Below are 22,435 nucleotides of genomic sequence, written 5' to 3' on the forward strand. Positions count from 1 at the left end.
TCGGGGCATGGCGTCAGCTGTGCCGTCGGTGTCGATCGTCATCCCGGCGTACAACGAGGAGTCGACGATCGCCGACTGCGTCGCGGCGGCGCTCGAGCAGACCACGCCGGCGCACGAGATCCTCGTCGTCGACAACCTCTCGACCGACCGCACCGCGGCGATCGTCGAGGCGCTGCAGGCCTCGCATCCCGACGCCCCGGTCCGGCTGCTGAAGCAGGATGCGGCGCAGGGCCTCATCCCGACCCGTGACTTCGGGCTCGACGCGGCGACCGGCGACGTGCTGGCGCGCATCGACGCCGACTCGGTGCTCGAGCCCGACTGGGTGGCGCAGGCGCAGCGCATCTTCAGCGACGAGACCGTCGGCGCGGCGACCGGCCCGGTGGCCTATTACGACATGCCGCTGCGCCGCTTCGGGCATCGCGCCGACGACCGCGTGCGGCGGGCGATCCTGCGCCTCGCCGACGACTACCACTTCCTCTTCGGCAGCAACATGGCGCTGCGGGCGAGCGCCTGGCGCGACATCCGGGCGCACGTGTGCCGCGACGAGGCCGACGAGTTCCACGAGGACATCGACCTCTCGATCCACCTCTTCGAGCGCGGACACCGGGTCGTCTACGACTCCGACCTGGTGGCGGGGATGTCGGCCCGGCGCCTCGACGACAACCCGCGGCAGTACTACCACTACGTGGGGCGGTGGGAGCGCACCTATGCGGCGCACGCGATCCGCAACCCCGCGCTGCGCGCGCCGATGATCGTGTTCGCCACGATCTATCCGCTGCTCAAGGGCGTGCGCGACGTGCAGCAGCGCACCGAGCAGCTGCGGCGGATGACGGCGCAGCTGACCGAGGCCGCTCAGGCGGGCGGGGCCGGGCGCATCCGCGAGGACTGAGCGCGCTAGACTCGCGCCCAGAACACGGGAGTCCGGTGAGCCGGGCTGAGAGGAAGCTTCTCCAAGCTTCGACCGTCGAACCTGATCCGGATCATGCCGGCGCAGGGAGGCATCTCACGGGCCGGCGCCGCCGCCCCATCCCGTGCCCACCTTCAGGGAAGGGGCACGTCAGTGACCGCATCATCCACCTCCGTCTCGCCCGGCCCGGCCGGCTCTCCCGCGCGCCCGAAGCGCCGCATCGTCTGGCGGTGGCGCGTCGTCGACATCGTCGTCGCGGCCGTGCTCGGCGTCGCGCTCGGGTTCGTATTCCTCGCCTGGAATGTCGGATACCTCGCGCCCAAGGCCGTGATCGAGCCGCTGCTGCCCGGCATCCAGGGGCTCGTCAACGGCCCGTGGCTGCTGGCCGGTGTCATCGGCGGGCTCGTGATCCGCAAGCCCGGCGCCGCGATCTTCACCGAGGTCGTCGCCGCGGTCGTCTCAGCGCTCGTCGGCAATCAGTGGGGCGGGCTGCCGACGATCGAGGCGGGCCTCGTGCAGGGGCTCGGCGCCGAACTCGTGCTGCTCGTCTTCCTCTACTCGGGGCGTCTTCCGGTCGCCGTGCTGGCGGGGGCGGGTGCCGGACTCGCCGGTGCGATCAACGACCTGGTTTTCTGGTATGCCGGATCGGGACCGACCTTCTCGATCGCCTACCTGGTGTCGTCGATCGTGTCGGGCGCGGTGCTCGCGGGCCTGCTGGGCTGGCTCGTGACGCGCGCGCTCGCCGCGACGGGCGTGCTGAGCCGCTTCGCCTCGGGACGCGAGCTGCGCGCCGAGGTCTGAGCATGGCGGGTGCGGAGGTGTCGGGGACGGACGCGGGTGCCGGTGTCGGCGCCGCGGCGGTCCCCGGCACCTCGACCGCGGACGCGTCGGGCGCCGAGTGGGTCGTGGATGCGCGGCGCTGGGGCTGGCGACACGCCGGCCGCCGCGCGCCCGCCGTCAGCGGCCTCGACCTGCGCGTCGCGCGCGGCGAGCGGGTGCTGCTGCTCGGTCCCTCGGGGTCGGGCAAGTCGACCCTGCTCGCCGCGCTCGCGGGCGTGCTCGGCGGCGACGAGGACGGGGAGGCGCAGGGCGAGCTGCTGATCGCGGGGGAGCGGGCGCAGGATGCGCGCGGTCGCGCCGGACTCGTGCTGCAGGACCCGGATGCGCAGATGATCATGGCGCGCGTCGGCGACGACACCGCCTTCGGCCCCGAGAACCTGGCCGTTCCGCGCGAGGAGATCTGGCGCCGCGTCGACGCTGCGCAGCGGGCCGTGGGGCTGCGCCTCGATCCGGACCGCGAGACCCACCAGCTGTCGGGCGGGCAGAAGCAGCGGCTCGCGCTCGCGGGCGTGCTGGCGATGCGCCCCGAGCTGCTGCTGCTCGACGAGCCGACGGCGAACCTCGACCCCGAGGGCGCCGTCGAGGTGCGGAATGCGGTGGCCGCTGTGCTGACCGACACCGGCGCGACCGCAGTGATCGTCGAGCATCGCGTGGATCTGTGGTGGCCGCTCGCGACGCGTGTCGTCGTGATCGACCCGGGCGGCGGGCTGATCGCCGATACGACGCCGGAGCAGGCCGCGGGCGAGCTCGGCGGCATGCTCGCGGCCCGCGGGGTCTGGGTGCCGGGGCGGCGTGCCGCGGCCGTGTTCGCGACCGTGTCCGTCGCCGAGCCCGGCACCGCATCCATCGACCCGGTCGCCGACGCGCCGCTGCTCGTCGCCCGCGATCTCGCCGTCGCGCGTCGACGCGGCGCGCCCGTGCAGACCGGGATCGAGCTCGACCTGCGCGCCGGCGAGGTGCTCGCGATCACCGGGCCGAACGGCGCCGGCAAGTCGACGCTCGCCCTCACGCTCGCCGGACTCCTCCCTCCGGAGTCCGGCGAGCTGAGCGCGGGCGACGGGCTCGCCGCGGGAGCGGGCGCACGCCCGTGGCGCTGGCGCTCGCGGCAGCTGCTCACGCGCGTGGGCGCCGTGTTCCAGAACCCCGAGCACCAGTTCCTGGCGTCGACCGTGCGCGACGAGCTCGCGATCGGGCCGCGCGAGCTGCGACGGCCCCGCGACGAGATCGAGGCCCGTGTCGACGAGCTGCTCGAGCGTCTGCGCCTCGCTCCGCTCGCGGGGGCGAGCCCGTTCAGCCTCTCGGGCGGGCAGAAGCGGCGCCTGTCGGTGGGCACGGCGCTCGCGACGCGGCCGCGCATCCTGGTGCTCGACGAGCCTACCTTCGGCCAGGATGCGACGGGCTGGGCCGAGCTCGTCGCCCTGCTCGACGAGGTGCGGGCCGAGGGCTGCGCGATCGTCGCGGTCACGCATGATCACGAGCTGATCGCGGCGCTCGGCGCCCGCGAGCTGCGGCTGGCGGCCGGACCCGACACCGCGGGCGGAGACACCCGCCTCCCCGCTGCGGGCTCCGCCGGGGCTCCCGTGGCGCTGCAGGATCGGGCGCGCCCGTGAGCGCGATCGCGGCGCGCGTCGCCGCCGTCAACCCGGTCGCGCGCCTGCTCGCCTCGGTGCCGCTCGTGCTCGGTCTCGTCTTCACGATCGACCCGGTGTCGGCGGGCGTCGCGCTCGCGCTGGAGCTGCTGCTCATGCCGCTCACCGGCATCGGCTGGCGCCGCTTCTGGCGGGTGACCCGCATCGTCTGGATCGTCGCGCCGCTCGGCGCGGTCACGATCCTGCTCTACGGCCAGGCGTCGGGCGCCGTGCTGTTCTCCTGGGCGGTCGTGCACGTCACCGAGGGCTCGGTGCTGCTCGCGATCGCGTCGCTGCTGCGCGTGCTCGCGATCGCGCTCCCGGCTGTCGTACTGTTCGCCGGTGTCGACCCGACCGACCTCGCCGACGGCCTCGGGCAGGTGCTGCGCCTGCCGCAGCGCTTCGTGATCGGCGCGCTCGCCGGGCTGCGGATGCTCGCCCTGCTGCACGACGACTGGCGCGCGATCACGCTCGCGCGACGCGCCCGCGGACTCGGCGACCACCGCGGCCCGGGCGCGCTCGTGCGGCAGTGCTTCGGCCTGCTCGTGCTCGCGCTGCGCCGCGGCGGCCTGCTCGCGACGGCGATGGAGGCGCGCGGATTCGGCGGCGACACCCCGCGCACCTGGGCGCGCCCCTCGCGGTTCGGCCGGGCCGAGGTCGCGCTGATCGGCGTGGGCGCGCTCGTGGCCGCGGTCGCCGTGACCGCCGCCGTGGTGACCGGGAGCTGGCGGTTCATCGGTGGCTGAGATCGCCGACACCGCGGACACCGCGGCCGCCGCCGTGCTGGCGCGGATCGCCGACGCGGCCCGGGCGCGCGCCGCGCATCCCGTCGTGCTCGTCGACGGCCGCTCCGGCGCCGGCAAGACGACCCTCGGCCGCGACCTCGCGCCCCTGCTCGGCGCGCGCCTGCTCAGCCTCGACGAGCTCTACCCGGGCTGGGACGGACTGGATGCGGGCAGCCGCGCCGTGCACGAGACCGTGCTGCGCGCCGACGATCCCGGCTTCACCGGCTGGGACTGGGAGGCCGACCGCCCGGCGGCCTGGCATCCCCTGCCTGATCTCGGCGAGCGGTCGCTGGTGATCGAGGGCTGCGGCGCCCTCAGCCGGGCGAACCGCGCGCTCGCCGACCTCGGCGTCTGGATCGACCTCGACGACGTCGAGCGCCGCCGCCGGGCGCTCGCGCGCGACGGCGACGCCTATGCCCCGCACTGGGAGCGCTGGGCGCGTCAGGAGGAGGCGTTCGCCGCGCGGGAGCGACCGCGCGAGCTCGCCGATCTCGTGATCGAGGGCGGCTACCCGCCGGTCGCGCACGGACGCATCCACTCCACGACGCAGACCGGCGACATCGCCGGAAGCTGATCCGAAACGTTTTCGGCGCCGACGTGCGCGATGTCGCCCGGATGCGGCAGGGTGGAAGCACCGCGTGACCGCACGATGACGTGACCCCCGCACGAGAGGATGCCGCATGGCTCAGCCCGACACCCGATCCGACGCCGCTCCGCTCGGCGTCGACCCCGACTGGTGGCGCCAGGCCGTCGTCTACCAGGTGTATCCGCGCAGCTTCGCCGACGCCACGGGCGACGGCATCGGCGACATCCCCGGGGTCACGAGCCGCGTCGGCTACCTGCGCGAGCTCGGCGTCGACGCCGTCTGGCTGAGCCCGTTCTACCCGTCGGCGCTCGCCGACGGCGGCTACGACGTCGACGACTACCGGAACGTCGACCCGCGCCTGGGCACCCTCGACGACTTCGACGCGATGGTTACCGCCCTGCACGACGCCGGCATCCGCGTGATCGTCGACATCGTGCCGAACCACAGCTCGAACCGGCACGTCTGGTTCCAGGAGGCGCTCGCGTCGCCGAAGGGCTCGCGCGCCCGCGACCGCTACGTCTTCCGCGATGGTCTCGGCGAGAACGGCGAGCTGCCGCCCTCGGACTGGCAGTCGGTGTTCGGCGGCCCGGCCTGGGAGCCCGTCGGCGACGGCCAGTGGTACCTGCACATCTTCGCGACCGAGCAGCCCGACCTGAACTGGGCCGACCGCGAGGTGCGCGACGACTTCCTGCACACCCTCCGCTTTTGGAGCGACCGCGGCGTCGACGGCTTCCGCGTCGACGTCGCCCACGGCCTCGCCAAGGGGCTGCCCGAGGTGCTGCCGAGCGCCGCCGAGCTCGCCGAGATCGAGAAGCTCGCCGACGGCACGCACGCGCTGTGGGACCGCGACGAGGTGCACGAGATCTACGCCGAGTGGCGCGCGGTGTTCGACGAGTACACGCCGCCCCGCACCGCCGTCGCCGAGGCGTGGGTGGCCGCATCCCGCCGCGCCCGGTACGCGAGCGCCGACGGACTCGGGCAGGCCTTCAACTTCGACCTGCTCGAGGCCGACTTCGACGCCGCGCAGTTCCGCGACATCATCACCTTCAACCTCGAGCAGGCGGCGGCGAGCGGCTCGAGCAGCACCTGGGTGCTCTCGAACCACGACGTCGTGCGCCACGCCACCCGTTACGGCCTCCCGGCCCGGGGAACCGGACCCGACCGCGACACGGTCAAGTCGGGCACCGCCTGGCTGCTCTCGGGCGGCACGGCGCCCGTGCTCGACGAGGCCGGCGGCCTGCGCAAGGCGCACGCGGCGACCCTTGTGCTGCTCGGCCTGCCCGGCTCGGCGTACCTCTACCAGGGCGAGGAGCTGGGACTGCAGGAGGTCGCCGACATCCCGGCCGAGGAGCGTCAGGACCCGACCTTCTTCCGCACGGACGGCGGCGAGATCGGGCGCGACGGATGCCGCGTCCCGATCCCGTGGACGACCTCGGGCCCGTCGTTCGGCTTCGGAGCCGGTGGATCGCACCTGCCGCAGCCGGCCGGGTTCGGCGCCTCCTCGGTCGAAGCCGAGGAGGGCGACCCCGCCTCGACGCTGTCGCTCTATCGCCGCGCACTCGCGCTGCGGCACGAGCTGCAGGGCGCCGAGACGCTCGAGTGGATCGACGGCGACGGCCCCGATGTGCTCGCCTTCCGCCGCCCCGACGGCTGGCTGATCGTCGCGAACATGGGGGAGACGAGCATCCCGCTGCCCGCTGGCGAGGTCCTGCTCGCGAGCGACCCGGTCGACGGCGCCGAACTGCCGCCGGCCACGACCGTGTGGATGCGCGCCGCCGGCTGAGCAGATCCGAACCGTCTCACGGAGTTGCTGTGACTCCTGCGACTCATGTTGCTCACGAGCCACGCCAGTTGCAGGAACTCCTTGAGACGGTTCAGGCGGGCGCGACTAGGCCCAGCCGAGCCGGTGCAGCTCGTCGTCGTCGATGCCGTAGTAGTGGGCGATCTCGTGCACGAGCGTCACGTGGATCTCGTCGCGCAGCTCGTCTTCCGTCTCGCTGATCGCGAGCAGCGGCTCGCGGTAGAGCACGATCCGGTCGGGCAGCTCGCCGAAGCCGTAGACGTCGCGCTCGGTCAGCGCCGTGCCCTCGTAAAGTCCCAGCAGATCGAGCGAGCCGTCATCGGGGCGGTCCTCGGTGACGAAGACCACGTTCTCGAGCCCCTCGACCATCTCGTCGGGCAGCGCATCCAGCTCGTCGACGACGATCGTCTCGAACTCGTCCGGGGTCAGTTCGAGGCTCATCGCGGGTCCTCCGGGGCCTCCGGGTCGGCCGAGTCCGACGAGGCGGCGGGCTCGACGCCGTCGAGCTCGTCGAGCGTCTCGACGAGGGTCCACTGCAGGTGGCCGAGCCACTCGTAGACGGCGCCGGTCATCGTGTTCGGCACGCGGTCGTCGTCGCTCTCGATGCCGAGCCGGCTCGCGAGCGTCACCCGCAGGTCGGTCAGCGCACGCGCCCAGCCGTCGGCGTCGGCGACGCTGAGGTCGAGCGACGTCGGCGCGCTGGCCGGGTCGTCGGTGCCGACGGCGTCGGCGATGCCGCGCGCGGCCGCGGCCTTGCGATCGACGAGGTCGTCGCTCGTCCAGCGACGGAACTCGGCGTCGGCCTCCGCGTCGTCGGGGTACGCCGAGGGCAGCATCCGCGCTCGTGCCGGGTCGGCCTCGTCGTCGAACACGGCGCCGAGCTGTCGGGCGAGCGAGCCGAGGATCCCCGCCTCGCCCTCGGCGAAGTGGATGCGCAGCCCCGTGTCGTGGCGTTCGATGCGGGTCATGCGCCGCTCATCCCGGTCACGCGTCGTCCCTGGCCACGGTGGCCTGCAGGCCGAACTCGTGCATCGCCTCGACGTGCCGCTCCATCTCCTCGCGCGGGCCCGAGGCGACGACCGCCCGCCCCTCGGTGTGCACGAGCATCATGAGCCGGTGCGCCTCGTCGGGCGGGAAGCCGAAGTAGCGGCGGAACACCCGCTCGACATAGGCCATGAGGTTGACGGGGTCGTTCCAGACGATCGTGAGCCACGGCGTCGAGAAGTCGGCCACGGTGAGCACGTCGAGCTGCTCGTCGAGCTCGGTGCCGGTCACGGTGCCCGCGCCGGCGGCCAGAAGCACGTCAGTCCCCGCCCCGCCGGATTCGGCGAGGACGGGGACTGAACGTGACATGGGGTGGATGACGGGACTTGAACCCGCGGCCACCGGCACCACAAGCCAGTGCTCTACCAACTGAGCTACACCCACCATGCGTGCTTCAGACGCTTCCATCTGAACACAACCAGACGATACTACGACAAACGCGGGGCCCATTCGGACACGACCGCTTCGGACGCCGCCTTCGCCGCGTCGCTGGTCGGCCCGGGGTCGCCCACGAATACAGAGCGGCGGTAGTACTCGAGCTCGCGGATCGACTCGAGGATGTCGGCGAGCGCCCGGTGGCCGCCGTTCTTCGCCGGCGCCTGGAAGTAGGCGCGGGGGAACCAGCGGCGCGAGAGCTCCTTGATGCTCGACACGTCGACGCTGCGGTAGTGCAGGTGGTTGTCGACGCGGGGCATGTACTTCGCCAGGAACGAGCGGTCGGTGCCGATCGTGTTGCCGGCCAGCGGGGCCGTGCGCGCCTCGGGCACGAAGCGCTGGATGTACTCGAGCACCTGGAACTCGGCGTCGGCGAGCGAGATGCCGTTCGGGATCTCCTCGATCAGGCCGCTGGTCGTGTGCATGTCGCGCACGAAGTCGCCCATGTTGTCGAGCGCCGACTGGTCGGGCTTGATCACGACGCTGAATCCCGCATCCACGGGCTTCAGGTCGTAGTCGGTGATGACGACCGCGACCTCGACGAGCTCGTCGATCTCGAGCTCGAGGCCCGTCATCTCGCAGTCGATCCAGACCAGTACATCCGCGTGTGGCACGGGCATCACCCTATCGATCGGGACGGAGTCGTGGCCGGGAGTCGCTGATCCTGGGGAGGACGTGCGATTCCCGGCCACGGGGGAGGAGAGCGGGAGCCGAGCGGATGCGCGGCTCGGCGATTCTCAGAGGGCGGAGGTCAGGCGGCGTCGCCGAGTCCGATGGCGTCGGCCTCGGTCACGGCGGGCGGCTCGGGCTCGCGGTCGATGCGGGCCAGCGCCGCGCGGCTGAGCAGGATCACGCCGGTCGCGACGAGCACCGAGACGCCGCCGATGTAGAACGGGATGCCGACGCTGCCGGTGATCGCCTTCACGGCGGCGGCCAGCGGCGGGGCGATCGCGCCGCCGACGAAGCGCACGGCCGAGTACGACGACGACGCGACCGAGCGCGGCAGGTCGGTGGCCTCCATGACCGACTCGGTCAGCACCGTGTTGAGCACGCCGAGGAAGATGCCGCCGACGATGACGCAGACCACGAGCACGGCGGTGATGCCGGCGAAGACGCCCGCGACGATGAGCGTCGCGGCCAGCAGCGGCAAGGCGATCGCGAGGGCGGTCGTGCGGCGCACGCGCGCCGTCAGCAGCGGGGCGAGCCAGACGCTCGAGATCGCGACCGCGAGGCCCCAGCCGAAGAACGTGACGCCCAGGTCGAGCGGGGTGAAGGTGGCGGGCAGGGCGAACGGCGTCCATGCGAGCAGGGTGAAGAAGCCGATGTTGTAGAAGAGCGCGGCGATCGCGAGGGTGCGCAGCCCCGGGTCGCGCAGCGCCTTGATCGGCGCGGACAGCTTCGTGGGCTGGCGGGAGGCCTTGTCGTCCTTGCCGAGCAGCACCGTGATCGCGATGAACGCGATCGCCATCAGCACGGCGACGCCGAAGAACGGACCCTGCCAGGCGATCGAGCCGAGCAGTCCGCCGACCAGCGGGCCGACCGCGATGCCGAGACCGAGCGCGGCCTCGTAGAGGATGATCGCGGCGCTCGAGCCGCCGCTCGCGGCGCCGACGATGGTCGCGAGCGCCGTCGAGATGAACAGGGCATTGCCGAGCCCCCATCCGGCGCGGAAGCCGATGACCGCATCCACGCTGCCGCTCAGCGCGGCGAGGGCGGCGAACACGACGATCAGGCCCAGGCCGATGAGCAGGGTGGCGCGGGCGCCGATGCGGCTCGAGATGAAGCTCGTGATGAGCATCGCGAGGCCGGTGATGAGCAGGTAGCTCGTGAAGAGCAGCTCGGTCTGAGTCTCGGTCGCCTGCAGGTCCTTGGCGATCGCGGGCAGGATCGGGTCGACCAGGCCGATGCCCATGAAGGCGATGACGCAGGCGAAGGCGACGGCCCACACCTGCTTGGGCTGCCTGAGGATGCTGCCGGTCTGCGCTGGAGCGTGGTGGGTGGTCATGCGGTGGCTTTCGTGAGGGTGGATGCGGTGGTGCGGCTGGCGAGGATGTCGGCCGCGCGGTCGAGGGCCGCCCAGTCGTCGTCGTCGAGCCCGTCGAACATGGGGGTGAGGGCCTCGCCGAGCTCATGGCGCCAGGCGTCGAGCGCGGTGCGGCCCTTGTCGCTGAGGCGGATCAGCCAGGCCCGCGAGTCGACCGTGTCGGCGACGCGGATGACGTGCTCCTCCTCGACGAGCGTGGCGAGCAGGCGGGTCATGCCGGGCTGGGTCACGCGGCAGGCGGCCGCGAGCTCGCCGACGCGCATCGGCCCCTCGGATTCCAACACCGAGAGCGTGCGCCAGTGGGCGACGGGCGAGGTGTTGCCGGTGGCGAGGGCGGCGATGCGACCGAGGCGGTGCGCCGTCTGAACGAGCGACGAGATGGTGTCGATTCTGTTCACTCGCGAAAGTATATACCCGAGTTATATAACTCTGCTAACTATCGTCCCGGATGGCCGCCGAGGCCCGTCTACGCTCGAGGCGTGACCGTCTTCGCCGTCGTCGTGCTGCTGCTGACCGCCCTGTTCAACCTGGTCTCGTGGCCGCGCTTCTACCCGCGCATCAAGAACGACCCGCGCGCCCGCGACGAGAACGGCCGCGCCACCGTCTTCCTCAAGGTGCACCTCATCCTCATCGCGATCGCGCTCGTCATCGCCGTGCTCAGCATCGTCGCCGCGATCGGCCTGCTCGTCGCCGGCGCCTGAGCCGGTGGATGCGCGGCGCGCCGAGATCGCAGCGGAATCCCCGCGGCGCTCGCCGCGTTGACCCCGTCGTGCACGTCGACTTCTACAGCTCCAGCTTCTGCGCCCCCTGCGCCGCCGCGCGGGGCGTGCTGGATGAGGCGGCGCGGCTGATCCCGCAGCTCGAGATCGTCGAGCGCAACGTCGCGCAGCATCCCGACGCCGCCGACGCCGATCGCATCGGCTCGACGCCGACCCTGATCGTGCGGGCGTCCGACGGCGCCGAGGTCTACCGCGCCGAGGGCGTGCCGACCGTCAACCAGCTGCTGGTGGCTCTGGCGCGCGCCGTCTGACGCGCGTGACCAGGATGCTCAGCGCCGAGATCGCGGCGAAGCCGAGCGCGATCCCCACCACATACAGCCAGACCGAGGCGTAGCCGCTGTCGCTCAGCGCCGGGTCGAGGAACGGATACGGGTACCAGCTCTGCCGATCCTGCGTCTGGTCGTAGACCAGCGGACCGCGCACGAGCGTGACCGCCGCCCAGGCGAGCGGGTGGATGAGCGTGAGCCAGAGCCGCGACCAGGGCACCCGGCCGCGCCCGGGCGCCAGCACCCAGTCGACGATGATCAGCAGCGGCGCGACGACGTGGTGGATCTCGCTCGGCCAGTCAGGCCCGTTGCCGCCGCCGTGCACCGCGACCCCGCGCAGCAGCAGGTTGTAGACGATGCCGGTGATCGTCATGTCGACGAGCACGACCAGGCGCAGGGTCGTGAGCCAGCCGGGCTCGGGCAGTCGCCTGCGCAGCAGCACGGCGGCGCCGATCAGCAGGACGATCGCGCCGGCGGTGTTCGACTGGATCGTGAAGTAGGCGGCGAAGTTGAGATCGAGCGTGAGGCGATCGGGGTAGCCGTTTGCGACCCAGTCGGTCGCCGCATCCAGGTAGGAGCGCACGGTCGCCACGAGCATGGCGGCGGCGAGCAGGATGCGCAGCGCGGCGACCACGCGAGCGTGCACGACGACATGCGGCCGAGCGGCTCCGCTCGGCGTGCCGCCCGTGCGGGTGATCGGGTTCGTTCGCGTCACAGATCCTCTTCGATGCCGACGGCGCCGTCGGATGGCTTGGATCCGACGTCGGAGCCCCCCCGGAGAGATTCGAACTCCCGACCAGCCGGGTAGAAACCGGATGCTCTATCCACTGAGCTACGGGGGGAAGGCCCGCCCAAGTCTAGGGATCAGGCGCGCTCGGCGGCCTCGTCGGCCTTCGCGGGCTCGGTCGTCTCGACGGCGCGGGTCTCGACGTTCTCGGCGTCGCCGTCGGCGGAGGCCGGGCGCTCGAAGCCGCGCGTCGTGGTGGCCGTGGTGGACTCCGACGCGGTCATCGGGATGGCCGTGGTCGCCGTCGTGGCCGCGGTGCCGGCGATGGGGCGCTCGGCCGCCTTCTCGGGCTTCTCGCTCGTGGCCGCCGTGAACTGCTTCTCGGCCCACTCCTGCTGCTGCAGCACGACGGGGTCGACCTTCTGCGGCTCGTCGTAGCGCCAGCGGTCGAGGTCGGCGGCGAAGAGCTTGCGTGCGCGGCCGGGCTTGGCCTGCCATTCGACGAGGCGGTCGCGGTACTCGGCCAGGGTCTGGTCGGCCTGGAAGCTGAAGCTCACCGAGTTGGTGCGCATGTCGGCGAGCTCGTGCGCGGCCCAGTCGGCAGCCAGAGCGGCGCCGGGCAGGGGGAGCAGGCGCACCTGCACGTCGGCTGCGGCGGCGAGCGTCTCGAAGTGCTCGCGGGTCTGCGGCGGCTGGCTGTGCCAGCGGGCGGCGGTCTGGCCGGCCGAGATGAGCGCGGCGACGGCGGCCGAGCGCGTCTCGCGGTCGCGCTGGCCGACGAGGCGCTTGACGGCGCCGCGGCCGATCGCGGCCGCGATGACCGCGCCCACGACGATCGCGATGAAGGGGATGATCGCGCCGAAGACGACGAGCTGCCCCTGGTCGGACGAGAACCAGTCGACGAGGTCGTTCCACCACTGCATGCGGGGAGATTACGTCGGGGTGACGAGGATGCCGGGGCGCGCGGGCGCGCGTCGCCCACATCCGCCACGACACGATCCGGTCACGGTCACACCCAGCGCACCATGTCGAGGGCGTCGCCGGGGGAGTCGAACTCGCCCAGCACCGTCATCTGGGCCGTGCCCGCGCGCATCCGCCTGCTCTGCCAGCGTGACGCCGCGGCATCGGACCCGGCGCCGTCGGCCGTCACGACGTCGACCTGGTCGACGTAGCCGAGCACCTGCCCCTGACCGCGGGTGACGCGCCAGCGTCGGCCGGCGAGCGGCACGACCTGCACGCCCGCGCGGTGCCGGGGAAGTCGGGGGTCGGGTGGAGTCCGAGCTTCGTCATAGTTCGAAGCTATGTTCGACCACCGACATCCCGAGGTTCCGCGCGGGATCGGCGTGCGATCAGCGCGGGGACGCCGGCACGATCAGCCCGGCCTCAGCGCCCCGTGCCGTCGACGGCCAGCGGCTCGATGCGCGCGAGCTCGTCGGCGCTCAGCTCGACGCGGTCGAGGGCCTTCAGCGTGTCCTCGAGCTGCGCGACGCTGGACGCGCCGACCAGGGCGCTCGTCACCTGCGGCTGACGCAGCACCCATGCGATCGCGAGCTGCGCCAGCGTCTGCTCACGCTCCTTCGCGATCGCGTTGAGCCCGCGCACGCGCTCGAGATACGTCTCCGAGATGTTGCTCTCGCTGATCCAGCGGCCCTCGCTCGCGCGCGATCCGGCGGGCACTCCGTCGAGGTAGCGCGCGGTCAGCATGCCCTGGGCGAGCGGCGAGTAGACGATGCCGCCGGCGCCGACCTCGGCCAGCGCATCCCAGAGGCCCTGCTCGGGACGGCGGTCGAACATGTTGTAGCGCGGCTGGTGGATCGTGAGCGGCACGCCCTCGGCCGCGAGCGCAGCGGCGGCGGCGCGGGTCTGGTCGGCGTCGTAATTCGAGATGCCGACGTAGAGGGCCTTGCCCTGGCGCACGGCATGAGCGAGCGCCCCCATCGTCTCCTCGATCGGCGTATCGGGATCGGGGCGGTGCGAGTAGAAGACGTCGACGTAGTCGAGGCCGAGGCGGCCGAGCGACTGATCGAGCGAGGCGAGGAGGTTCTTGCGCGAGCCCCACTCGCCGTAGGGCCCGGGCCACATGTCGTAGCCGGCCTTGCTCGAGACGATGATCTCGTCGCGGTAGGGGCGCAGGTCCTGCGTGAAGATCGCGCCGAAGTTGCGTTCGGCCGATCCGGGCGGCGGGCCGTAGTTGTTGGCGAGGTCGAAGTGCGTGACGCCCAGGTCGAAGGCCCGGCGCACGATCGCGCGCTGCGTCGCGAGCGGGCGATCGTCACCGAAGTTGTTCCAGAGCCCGAGCGAGATGCGGGGCAGGCGCAGGCCGCTGCGGCCGCTGCGCACGTAGTCGAGGTGGTCGTAGCGGTTCTCGTCGGCGAGATAGCTCATAGGGTCGACGCTAGCGAGGAACAGGATGCTCGTGCCGGGCGTTGCACCCGGTGATCACCCGAACCGATCGAAAGGCTGGGTTCTCTCATGCGCACCTTCGTTGTCGCCGGCGGCTGCTTCTGGTGTCTCGACGCCGTCTACCGCACCCTCCAGGGCGTGACCGACGTCGTCTCGGGCTACACCGGCGGCGTGACCCGCGAGCCGAGCTACGACGCTGTCTGCACCGGCATGACCGGGCACGCGGAGGCCGTCGCGGTCACCTTCGACGAGACCGTGATCCCCTCCTCCGTCATCCTCGACGTCTTCTTCACCCTCCACGACCCGCGTCAGCTCAACCGCCAGGGCAACGACGTCGGCACGCAGTACCGCTCGGCGATGTTCTACTCCGACGACGAGCAGAAGGCCGAGTTCGAGGCCGCGCGCGACCGCGCCGCCGAGATCTGGGAGGGCGACATCGTCACGACGATCGAGCCGCTCGGCGAGTACTGGCGGGCGGAGGAGTACCACCAGGACTTCTTCGCGAAGAACCCCGGCCAGGGCTACTGCCTCGCGGTCGCGCTGCCGAAGGTCAACAAGGTGCGCAAGAGCTACGCGCAGTACGTGCTGGCGTCGTGACGCGCATCCACTGAGCTCGGGCTCTGCGAAAGCGGGTCTGGTGAACTTTGGCTAATTATATTAGCTTTACGGCTATGGAAATCAGCCTGACTGCGGAGACCCGCTTCCTGCAGCGTCCCGAGGGGCGCATCGCCTACACCGTCCACGGTGACGGACCCCTCGTGATCGCGGTGCCCGGCATGGGCGACCTCGCCGCCGGGTACCGCGACGTCGTCGGCCCGCTCGTCGCCGCCGGGTACCGCGTGGCGCTCACCGAGTTGCGCGGTCACGGCGACTCCGACACGAGCTTCACGTCGTACGGCGACGCCGAGACCGGCGGCGACCTGCTCGCGCTGATCGACGAGCTCGGCGGGCCGGCCGTCGCGATCGGCAACTCGATGGGCGGCTCGGCCGCGATCTGGGCGGCGGCCGAGCGACCGGATGCGGTGGCCGGCCTCGTCGGCATCAGCCCCTTCGTGCGCAACCCGCCGATGCCGGCGATCGCGACCGCGCTGCTGCACGGCGTCTACCGGGTGCTGTTCGCCGGGCCGTGGGGCGCCGGCGCCTGGGCCGGCTACTACGTGAGCCTCAACCGCGGCCGTCGCGCCGACTGGCTGCCGGAACACCGGGCCGCGCTCGCGGCCGCGCTGCGCCGCCCGGGCCGGCTGCGCGCCTTCCGCGAGCTGACGCTGCAGCTCGATCACGCCATCGTCGAGGCCATCGCCGACCGCGTCGACCCGGCCGCGACGCCGAGCGTCGTGCTGATCGGCGACGGCGACCCCGACTACCGCGACCCGGCCGCCGAGCTCGAGGAGTTCGCCCGCCGCCTCGGCTCGCGCACGGTGCTCGTCGCCGAGGCCGGGCACTACGCGCAGGCGCAGCAGCCCGAGATCGTCGTGCGCGAGACGCTGGCCCTGCTCGCGACCGCCCTGCCGACGGGCGGCACGGATGCCTAGGGCCGGCCTCAGCCGCGCCGCGGTCGTCGAGCTCGCGACCCAGCTCGTCGACGAGCTGCCCGGCGGACCCGAGGCGCTGACGCTGGCCGCGGTCGCCCAGCGTGCCGGCGTCGCGACCCCGAGCCTCTACAAGCACATCGGCTCGCTCGACGCCCTGCGGGCCGAGGTGGCGCTCGTCGGGGCGATCGACATCCGCGACCGGCTGCGCGCGGCGACCGTCGGCGTCGCCGGGGTGGATGCGCTGCGCGCGCTCGCGGAGGCGCTGCGCTCCTACGCCCGCGAGCATCCCGGCCTCTATCTCGCGCTGCAGCGAGCCGCCGGGCCGCAGGATCCCGAGCTCGTGCGCGTCGGCGGCGAGGTCGTCGACGTGATCGCCGCTGTGCTGCGCGGCTTCGGCCTGCCGCCCGAGCGCGCCGTGGATGCGGTGCGCACCACTCGCGCGGCGCTGCACGGCTTCGTGCTGCTCGAGAACGGCGGCGGCTTCGGCCTGCCCGACGACGTCGACCGCAGCTTCGCGGCGCTCGTCGACGTGCTCGCGACCGGGATCACGGCGCTGCGCGAGGAGTGAGGCACGCCGTCGTTCGATGCGCTGGGCTGGGTGCCCCGTCGTTCGGATGCGCTGGGCGCGGCGAGTGGCCACGAATGCACGCGACATGCCGCAGCAGGCGAGCATTTGTGGCCACACTCGGATCGTCCGTCGTTCGGGGTGGCCAGAAATGCACGCGACACGCTGCGCGGAGCGAGCGTTCGTGGCCACTCTCGGAACGCCGGTCGTGCGGGCTGGTCAGAAACGCGCGCGACATGCCGCCGCGGGCGAGCGTTCGTGGCCACCCTCGAACGCCCGGGTCGGCGCGGCTAAGCGGGCTCGGGACCGCCGGGCTCTCAGGACTTGCGGGCCGTCGCGATGCGGCGCGCCGCCGCATCCACCTGCTTCGCGAACGCCGGATCGCCCTGCGCGTGCGCGACGACCGCGTCGATCATCTCTGCGGCCACGCTCGGATCGGCCGAGACCAGCAGCTGGTCGCAGCCGGCGCGCACCGCGAGGATCGCCCGGTCGGCCGGCGCCCACGCCTTCAGCTGCGCCGTCGCCGACAGGTCGTCGGTCACGATGAGTCCGCGGAAGCCGAGCTGCTTCCGCAGCAGGTCGGTCACGATCGCCGACGAGAACACGGCCGGGCCGCTCGGATCGATGTTCTGATACACCGCGTTCGACATCATCACCGCCCCCGTCGTGGGCAGCAGGCGGCGGAACACGTCGACGTCGGGCGAGTCGGCGGTCACCGCGGTGTCGACCACGTCGGTCGCGGTGTCGGTGTTCGCGGTGACGCGGCCGAGCCCGGGGAAGTGCTTGATCACCGGCTCGACACCGGAGGCGCGCATCCCCGTCGCGACGGCGCCCGCGTGCGCGACGATCGTGTCGGGGTCGTAGCCGTACTCGCGGTCGTAGCCGCCGATCGGCGGGTTCGCCCCGGCCTGCTCCGGCGAGCCGACCAGGTCGGCCACGGGAGCCAGGTTCATCGTGACGCCGGCCGACTTCAGCTCGGCGCCCCAGGTGCGAGCCGATGCCTCCAGGGCGCCCGGGTCGGTCGTCCCCTGATCGACGGCCGAGGGGATCTCGCTGAAGCCGGGGCCACGCAGCACCTGCACCTGGCCGCCCTCCTGATCGGTCGCGACGACGAGCGGGATGCCGTTGTCGCCGGTCGCCGGCGCGATGCCGGTGAACTGGGCCACCAGCTGCGCGGTCGCCGCCGTTCCCGCCCGGGAGCGCCCGGCCAGGAAGACGCCGCGCACGGCGCGGTTCGTCACGGCGTCGAGCGTCGCGGGGTCGGCGCCGGTCGCCGGGGTGCCGACGAGGAAGAGGAGTCCGACCCGCTGCTGCAGCGTCAGGTCGGCGATCGGGTCGGGCGTCGGCGAGGGCGACGGGCGGCTGGATGCGGAGGGTTTCGGGGATGCCGTGCCGCCGTTGCCATCGCTGCCGGCGCCCGAGCAGGCGGTCAGCGCGGCCACGGCGCCGAGGGCGACGACGGCCGCGACGAGGCGGAGGGATCTGCGGGTGGGGGAGCCGAGCATCCCGACCATTGTGCTCGACGGCGCCCCGGGCCGCGCACGTCACCTGGGCATCCGCTTCGTCGCCGGAGCGACCCCTGTCGCCGCGCCGCCGGCGGGCGTAGTGTGCCCGGCACAGGACGCGGACGTCCCCGCTCCGCGCCCACTGCGTGACCGCTGCGACGAAGGAGCACCGCATGAGCACCTCGACCATGACCCGACAGACCTGGGTGGCCTTCGGCCCCGCCGGAGCGGTCGGATCGATCCACCGCACCGATGACGGATTCCTCGTGAAGATGGTGTCCGACGGCCGGTTCCGCGGCGTCTACCCGACGCTCAACGTCGCGAAGGGCGCGCTGCACGCCGCGATGAAGCCGGGCTCGGACTGGCCGGAGTTCCGCGAGCACTGAGGCCCGCAGGACCTGAGGCTCGGCGGGCTCCGATGTCCCGCCGGGACTCTGGTCCCCGCCTCTCCTCCCCAGACGCCGATCGGCGCGGGTCATCCACGGATGCGCCCCGCGACGGTCGGCGTCGTCGTGCGTCCGGGCAGGCTGAGGTCATCGGATGCCGGGCGGACTTCCCGGCACGAGCGGCCCGGCATCCGACCCGCGATCGGCCGGCGCCGTCGGCGACGCGGTCGAACCCGCTCGCGCGGAGCCAGCGGAGCCAGGAGGAACGCCATGACCGACACCATCACGCTCACCGGACTCGTGGGCACCAAGCCCCGCCACGTCAGCACGGGCGACGGCCTCGACATCACGTCGTTCCGCCTCGCGACGACGCACCGGCGCTTCGACCGCGCCGAGCGCAAGTGGGTCGACGCCGGCACCAACTGGTTCACCGTGACCGCCTTCCGCACCCTCGCGACGAACGCCGAGCTCTCGCTGCAGACCGGGCAGCGCGTCATCGTCACCGGACGGCTGAAGCTGCGCGACTGGACGACCGACGAGAAGTCGGGCACGTCGGTCGAGATCGAGGCCGAGGCGATCGGGCACGACCTGAGCTGGGGCAGCAGCGTCTACACGCGCAGCGTCACGGGGAGCGGCGGCTCGCGTTCCGGCGACGACGCCGGCGTCGGCTCGGCGGGAGACGGCAGCGTCTCGGCCGACGCGCTGTCGGCCGACGCCGCGGGCGGGGTGGATGCGGACGGCTGGGCCTCGCCCGGAGCACTCTCCGACACGGCCGGGGTGGGCGCCGCGACCGACGAGGTGCCGCTGCCGTTCTGAGGGCGGCGCGCCGAGGCCCGGCACGTAGACTCGTCGCGGCCCGCGCCGTCGCGCGGATGCCGCGACGAGACGGGGGACCATGCCGCACACCGCCACCGCGCGCCACCGAGTGGGCGTCGCGATCGGATCCGGCACCGCCGCCGTCGCTCTCGCCGGAGTGCTGCTCACCGGGCTCGCCGGCTGCACGCCGTCCTCGCCCGAGCCGAGCTCGTCGCCGAAGCCCAGCGCCTCGGCGTCCGCGTCCGCGGCGCCGAAGCTCGACCCGACCGGCGACGCCGCCGACAACAAGGCCTACTTCGATTCCGTCAACCAGAAGCTGATCGCCGCCGGCGGCACGCTCGACGGTCGCGCCTTCATCGACGACCTCGTGAAGGCGGGCTTCGACAAGGCCGCGATGGAGGTGACCGCCGACACCACGGCGGTCGGGCTGAAGGCCGACAACATCCAGTTCTCGGTCAAGCTCGGGGTCACCTGCCTGATCGGGCAGTACGGCAACATCGGCTACGCCTCCACCACAGCGCCCGCGCTCGACACCGGCACCTGCCTCGTCGGCCAGACCCGCGCGATCGACTGGTAGCCGCAGCGCAGCCCGTGCTGACCGTCGCCCGGGCACGGTCAGCCCTCATCCCCTCGCGAAACTAGGATCGGAACATGGCCGAATTCATCTACTCCATGGTGCGCGCCCGCAAGAAGGTCGGCGAGAAGCTGATCCTCGACGACGTCACCATGTCGTTCTACCCCGGAGCCAAGATCGGCATGGTCGGCCCGAACGGCGCCGGAAAGTCGACGATCCTCAAGATCATGGCCGGCCTCGACCAGCCCTCGAACGGCGAAGCCCGCCTCAGCCCCGGCTACAGCGTCGGGATCCTCATGCAGGAGCCGGTGCTCGACGAGACCAAGACCGTGCTGGAGAACATCCAGGACGGCGTCGCGATCAAGGGCAAGCTCGACCGCTTCAACGAGATCTCGGCGCTCATGGCCGAGCCCGACGCCGACTTCGACGCGCTGCTCGCCGAGATGGGCACCCTGCAGGAGGAGATCGACGCCGCCGACGGCTGGGACCTCGACTCGCAGCTCGAGCAGGCGATGGATGCGCTGCGCACGCCCCCGGGCGACGCCGCGATCGCGCCGCTCTCCGGTGGTGAGAAGCGCCGCGTCGCGCTCGCGAAGCTGCTGCTGCAGAAGCCCGACCTGCTGCTGCTCGACGAGCCCACCAACCACCTCGACGCCGAGAGCGTGCTCTGGCTGGAACAGCACCTCAGCTCGTACAAGGGCGCCGTCATCGCGATCACCCACGACCGCTACTTCCTCGACAACGTCGCCCAGTGGATCGCGGAGGTCGACCGCGGCCACCTCTACCCCTATGAGGGCAACTACTCGACCTACCTCGAGAAGAAGGCCCAGCGCCTCGAGGTGCAGGGCAAGAAGGACGCGAAGCTCGCCAAGCGCCTCGCCGACGAGCTGGACTGGGTGCGCTCGAGCGCCAAGGGCCGTCAGACCAAGTCGAAGGCGCGTCTGGCTCGCTACGAGGAGATGGCCGCCGAGGCCGAGCGCACGCGCAAGCTCGACTTCGAGGAGATCCAGATCCCGCCGGGCCCGCGTCTGGGCAGCGTCGTGATCGAGGCGAAGAAGCTGCAGAAGGGCTTCGAGGAGCGCGGTCAGCTCATCGACGGCCTCTCGTTCTCGCTGCCGCCGAACGGCATCGTCGGCGTCATCGGCCCGAACGGCGTCGGCAAGACCACGCTGTTCAAGACGATCGTGGGTCTCGAGCCTCTCGACGGCGGCGACCTCAAGGTCGGCGAGACGGTCAAGATCAGCTACGTCGACCAGAGCCGCGCCAACATCGACCCGGAGAAGACGCTGTGGGAGGTCGTCTCCGACGGCCTCGACATCATCACGGTCGGCAAGACCGAGATCCCCAGCCGCGCCTACGTGTCGAAGTTCGGCTTCAAGGGGCCGGACCAGCAGAAGAAGGCCGGCGTGCTCTCCGGAGGTGAGCGCAACCGCCTCAACCTGGCGCTGACGCTCAAGGAGGGCGGCAACCTGCTGCTGCTCGACGAGCCCACCAACGACCTCGACGTCGAGACCCTGCAGTCGCTCGAGAACGCGCTGCTCGAGTTCCCCGGCTGCGCCGTGGTCATCACCCACGACCGCTGGTTCCTCGACCGCATCGCGACGCACATCCTCGCCTACGAGGGCACCGACGAGAACCCGTCGAACTGGTACTGGTTCGAGGGCAACTTCGAGGCCTACGAGGCGAACAAGATCGACCGTCTCGGTCCGGATGCGGCGGCACCGCACCGCTCGGTGCACCGCAAGCTCACGCGCAGCTGATCGCGCGCAGTTGAGCGCCCCGGCGGACATGCCGGACACGAAGAAGGGCGGGCCCGATCGGGTCCGCCCTTCTCGCTGTGCGGATCAGTCCGCCACGAGGATCAGTCCTCGAGGATGCCCGTGTAGGCCTTCGGGTTCTTCGCGAGCCACGCGTCGATCGCGTCGGCCTCTTCGCCCTTGTCGTACTGGTTCACGACGGTGTCCTCGAGCGAGCCGTACTGGTCGTCGTCGAGCTTGATGTTCTTGATGTAGTCGGCCGCCTCGGGGAACTCGTCCGAGAAGCCCTTCGTCGCGAGGAAGTGCAGTCCCTCCGACTCGCCCATGGCGCCCTTCGGGTCCTTCAGCGTCTTCACGTCGAACGAGGAGTTCGCCCAGAACGGCGTCCACAGGGTGACGACGATGTCCTTCTTGTCGTCGATCGCCTTCTGCAGCTCGGTCAGCATCGCGGCCGTCGACGAGGTGACCAGCTCATAGTCGCCGTCGAGGCCGTACTCCGGCATCATCGAGTCCTTCGTCACGCCGGTGAGTCCGGCGCCCGGCTCGATGCCGTAGATCTTGCCGTCGAACTTCTTCGCGTTGCCGGCGAGCTCGTCGATCGAGTCGATGTCGGTGTAGCTCGGCACCGCGATCGTGAGCTTCGCGTTGTCGTAGTAGGTGTCGAGATCCTCGATGTCGTCGCCGTACTTCTTCATGTAGGCCGCGTGGGTCACCTCAGGCCACGCCGACGGGTAGATGTCGACGTCGCCGTTCGCGAGTCCCGTGTAGAGCGGGGCCGCCTCGGTGAGCTCCTTCATCTCGACGTCGTAGCCGATCTTCTCCAGCTGGTCCTGCAGCAGGTAGGCGGTGCTGAGTCCGTCCGTCCAGCTGGGGATGTAGCCGAGGGTGATCGTGCCGAGGTCGCCGTCCGAGCCGGCGTCGTCCGATCCGGACGAGCAGGCCGCGAGGCCGAGTGCCACGGATGCGGCGGCCGCGAGCGCGATGCCGCGGCGGAGACGTGAGGTCGTCATGGGGTGTTCCTCTCTGGGTGGATGTCCCCGAAGGGACGGTGCAGG

27 protein-coding genes, 2 tRNA genes and 1 riboswitch are annotated in these 22,435 nt (G+C 71.9%); of the genes, 15 read left to right on the plus strand and 14 right to left on the minus strand.

The features are described from left to right. Positions 1-7: 7 nt before the first annotated feature. From FJ658_RS13670 to FJ658_RS13695, 6 genes are all read left to right on the plus strand, one after another. Entirely contained in the window at positions 8-889 is an 882-nt protein-coding gene (locus FJ658_RS13670; protein ID WP_141145952.1) for a glycosyltransferase family 2 protein, read from the plus strand. Positions 890-912: 23 nt separating this feature from the next. Then, positions 913-1,014, plus strand: a riboswitch (TPP riboswitch). 46 nt (positions 1,015-1,060) lie between these two features. After that, positions 1,061-1,708 (plus strand): ECF transporter S component, encoded by a 648-nt coding sequence (locus FJ658_RS13675; protein WP_141145953.1) that lies wholly within the window; start codon positions 1,061-1,063, stop codon positions 1,706-1,708. A 2-nt stretch (positions 1,709-1,710) separates the two neighbouring features. After that, positions 1,711-3,357 (plus strand): ABC transporter ATP-binding protein, encoded by a 1,647-nt coding sequence (locus tag FJ658_RS13680; protein WP_141145954.1) that lies wholly within the window; start codon positions 1,711-1,713, stop codon positions 3,355-3,357. Continuing rightward, the gene (locus FJ658_RS13685; RefSeq protein WP_141145955.1) at positions 3,354-4,121 is read left to right on the plus strand and encodes an energy-coupling factor transporter transmembrane protein EcfT; all 768 of its coding nucleotides are present in this window, start codon (positions 3,354-3,356) and stop codon (positions 4,119-4,121) included. The genes FJ658_RS13680 and FJ658_RS13685 overlap by 4 nt, the downstream gene beginning before the upstream one ends. Next, positions 4,114-4,734, plus strand: coding sequence for an ATP-binding protein (locus FJ658_RS13690; RefSeq protein WP_255447742.1), 621 nt, complete (start codon positions 4,114-4,116; stop codon positions 4,732-4,734). The genes FJ658_RS13685 and FJ658_RS13690 overlap by 8 nt, the downstream gene beginning before the upstream one ends. A gap of 106 nt (positions 4,735-4,840) precedes the next feature. Further along, positions 4,841-6,529, plus strand: coding sequence for a glycoside hydrolase family 13 protein (locus tag FJ658_RS13695; RefSeq protein ID WP_141145956.1), 1,689 nt, complete (start codon positions 4,841-4,843; stop codon positions 6,527-6,529). Between the two features lie 105 nt (positions 6,530-6,634). Here FJ658_RS13695 and FJ658_RS13700 read toward each other — a convergent pair whose 3' ends face one another. The 7 genes from FJ658_RS13700 to FJ658_RS13730 all read right to left on the minus strand — a co-directional run bounded on the left by FJ658_RS13700 (position 6,635) and on the right by FJ658_RS13730 (position 10,468). After that, positions 6,635-6,988 carry a metallopeptidase family protein gene (locus FJ658_RS13700; protein WP_141145957.1) on the minus strand — a complete coding sequence of 118 codons (354 nt, stop codon included), beginning with the start codon at positions 6,986-6,988 and terminating at the stop codon, positions 6,635-6,637. Beyond that, positions 6,985-7,515: a DUF2017 family protein gene (locus tag FJ658_RS13705; RefSeq protein WP_141145958.1), complete on the minus strand. Its 531-nt coding sequence runs from the start codon at positions 7,513-7,515 to the stop codon at positions 6,985-6,987. The genes FJ658_RS13700 and FJ658_RS13705 overlap by 4 nt, the downstream gene beginning before the upstream one ends. A gap of 16 nt (positions 7,516-7,531) precedes the next feature. Next, on the minus strand, positions 7,532-7,849 hold the full coding sequence (gene clpS, locus FJ658_RS13710) for an ATP-dependent Clp protease adapter ClpS (protein ID WP_181408459.1): 318 nt from the start codon (positions 7,847-7,849) through the stop codon (positions 7,532-7,534). Positions 7,850-7,899: 50 nt separating this feature from the next. Then, a tRNA-His gene (locus tag FJ658_RS13715) sits at positions 7,900-7,975 on the minus strand. A 44-nt stretch (positions 7,976-8,019) separates the two neighbouring features. Further along, positions 8,020-8,646 (minus strand): oligoribonuclease, encoded by a 627-nt coding sequence (gene orn / locus FJ658_RS13720; protein ID WP_141145960.1) that lies wholly within the window; start codon positions 8,644-8,646, stop codon positions 8,020-8,022. Positions 8,647-8,777: 131 nt separating this feature from the next. Then, positions 8,778-10,031 carry an MFS transporter gene (locus tag FJ658_RS13725; RefSeq protein WP_141145961.1) on the minus strand — a complete coding sequence of 418 codons (1,254 nt, stop codon included), beginning with the start codon at positions 10,029-10,031 and terminating at the stop codon, positions 8,778-8,780. Continuing rightward, on the minus strand, positions 10,028-10,468 hold the full coding sequence (locus FJ658_RS13730; protein WP_255447744.1) for a MarR family winged helix-turn-helix transcriptional regulator: 441 nt from the start codon (positions 10,466-10,468) through the stop codon (positions 10,028-10,030). Before FJ658_RS13730 ends, FJ658_RS13725 begins: the two co-directional genes overlap by 4 nt. Positions 10,469-10,549: 81 nt before the next feature. Here FJ658_RS13730 and FJ658_RS13735 point away from each other — a divergent pair, with 81 nt between their 5' ends. Both FJ658_RS13735 and FJ658_RS13740 read left to right on the plus strand, forming a co-directional pair. Beyond that, positions 10,550-10,771 (plus strand): SCO4848 family membrane protein, encoded by a 222-nt coding sequence (locus FJ658_RS13735; protein ID WP_141145963.1) that lies wholly within the window; start codon positions 10,550-10,552, stop codon positions 10,769-10,771. A 68-nt stretch (positions 10,772-10,839) separates the two neighbouring features. After that, a complete protein-coding gene (locus FJ658_RS13740) occupies positions 10,840-11,100 on the plus strand; it encodes a thioredoxin family protein (RefSeq protein ID WP_370454809.1) in 261 nt (86 codons plus the stop codon). Here the strand turns inward: FJ658_RS13740 and FJ658_RS13745 are convergent. The 5 genes from FJ658_RS13745 to FJ658_RS13765 form a co-directional block, all read right to left on the minus strand. Continuing rightward, positions 11,063-11,830: a Pr6Pr family membrane protein gene (locus FJ658_RS13745; RefSeq protein WP_141145965.1), complete on the minus strand. Its 768-nt coding sequence runs from the start codon at positions 11,828-11,830 to the stop codon at positions 11,063-11,065. The two genes, FJ658_RS13740 and FJ658_RS13745, sit on opposite strands and share 38 nt — an antisense overlap. Before the next feature lie 54 nt (positions 11,831-11,884). After that, positions 11,885-11,957: transfer RNA gene (locus FJ658_RS13750), tRNA-Arg, on the minus strand. A gap of 22 nt (positions 11,958-11,979) precedes the next feature. Beyond that, positions 11,980-12,765 carry a hypothetical protein gene (locus FJ658_RS13755; RefSeq protein WP_181408460.1) on the minus strand — a complete coding sequence of 262 codons (786 nt, stop codon included), beginning with the start codon at positions 12,763-12,765 and terminating at the stop codon, positions 11,980-11,982. 86 nt (positions 12,766-12,851) lie between these two features. Beyond that, complete coding sequence (locus tag FJ658_RS13760) at positions 12,852-13,079, minus strand: hypothetical protein (protein WP_141145966.1); 228 nt, start codon at positions 13,077-13,079, stop codon at positions 12,852-12,854. A gap of 146 nt (positions 13,080-13,225) precedes the next feature. Further along, entirely contained in the window at positions 13,226-14,227 is a 1,002-nt protein-coding gene (locus FJ658_RS13765; RefSeq protein ID WP_141145967.1) for an aldo/keto reductase, read from the minus strand. Positions 14,228-14,314: 87 nt separating this feature from the next. Between FJ658_RS13765 and msrA the strand changes: the two genes are divergently transcribed. The 3 genes from msrA to FJ658_RS13780 all read left to right on the plus strand — a co-directional run bounded on the left by msrA (position 14,315) and on the right by FJ658_RS13780 (position 16,345). Beyond that, positions 14,315-14,842 carry a peptide-methionine (S)-S-oxide reductase MsrA gene (gene msrA / locus FJ658_RS13770; protein WP_141145968.1) on the plus strand — a complete coding sequence of 176 codons (528 nt, stop codon included), beginning with the start codon at positions 14,315-14,317 and terminating at the stop codon, positions 14,840-14,842. A 74-nt stretch (positions 14,843-14,916) separates the two neighbouring features. Continuing rightward, the gene (locus FJ658_RS13775; RefSeq protein ID WP_141145969.1) at positions 14,917-15,777 is read left to right on the plus strand and encodes an alpha/beta fold hydrolase; all 861 of its coding nucleotides are present in this window, start codon (positions 14,917-14,919) and stop codon (positions 15,775-15,777) included. Further along, positions 15,770-16,345, plus strand: a complete 576-nt coding sequence (locus tag FJ658_RS13780; protein WP_141145970.1) for a TetR/AcrR family transcriptional regulator — start codon at positions 15,770-15,772, stop codon at positions 16,343-16,345. Before FJ658_RS13775 ends, FJ658_RS13780 begins: the two co-directional genes overlap by 8 nt. 314 nt (positions 16,346-16,659) lie before the next feature. Here FJ658_RS13780 and FJ658_RS13785 read toward each other — a convergent pair whose 3' ends face one another. Further along, complete coding sequence (locus FJ658_RS13785) at positions 16,660-17,847, minus strand: glycoside hydrolase family 3 N-terminal domain-containing protein (RefSeq protein ID WP_255447745.1); 1,188 nt, start codon at positions 17,845-17,847, stop codon at positions 16,660-16,662. Positions 17,848-18,020: 173 nt separating this feature from the next. Here FJ658_RS13785 and FJ658_RS13790 point away from each other — a divergent pair, with 173 nt between their 5' ends. The 4 genes from FJ658_RS13790 to ettA all read left to right on the plus strand — a co-directional run bounded on the left by FJ658_RS13790 (position 18,021) and on the right by ettA (position 21,383). After that, complete coding sequence (locus tag FJ658_RS13790; protein ID WP_141145972.1) at positions 18,021-18,233, plus strand: methyltransferase; 213 nt, start codon at positions 18,021-18,023, stop codon at positions 18,231-18,233. 270 nt (positions 18,234-18,503) lie between these two features. Further along, entirely contained in the window at positions 18,504-19,049 is a 546-nt protein-coding gene (locus FJ658_RS13795) for a single-stranded DNA-binding protein (protein ID WP_141145973.1), read from the plus strand. Between the two features lie 79 nt (positions 19,050-19,128). Beyond that, entirely contained in the window at positions 19,129-19,626 is a 498-nt protein-coding gene (locus FJ658_RS13800; RefSeq protein ID WP_141145974.1) for a hypothetical protein, read from the plus strand. A gap of 74 nt (positions 19,627-19,700) precedes the next feature. Beyond that, entirely contained in the window at positions 19,701-21,383 is a 1,683-nt protein-coding gene (ettA, locus tag FJ658_RS13805) for an energy-dependent translational throttle protein EttA (protein WP_141145975.1), read from the plus strand. Positions 21,384-21,484: 101 nt separating this feature from the next. Here the strand turns inward: ettA and FJ658_RS13810 are convergent, their stop codons facing one another. Further along, a complete protein-coding gene (locus tag FJ658_RS13810; protein WP_141145976.1) occupies positions 21,485-22,390 on the minus strand; it encodes a glycine betaine ABC transporter substrate-binding protein in 906 nt (301 codons plus the stop codon). Positions 22,391-22,435: the final 45 nt, after the last annotated feature.

This window comes from Schumannella sp. 10F1B-5-1, from assembly GCF_006517535.1.
Taxonomy (GTDB): domain Bacteria; phylum Actinomycetota; class Actinomycetes; order Actinomycetales; family Microbacteriaceae; genus Schumannella.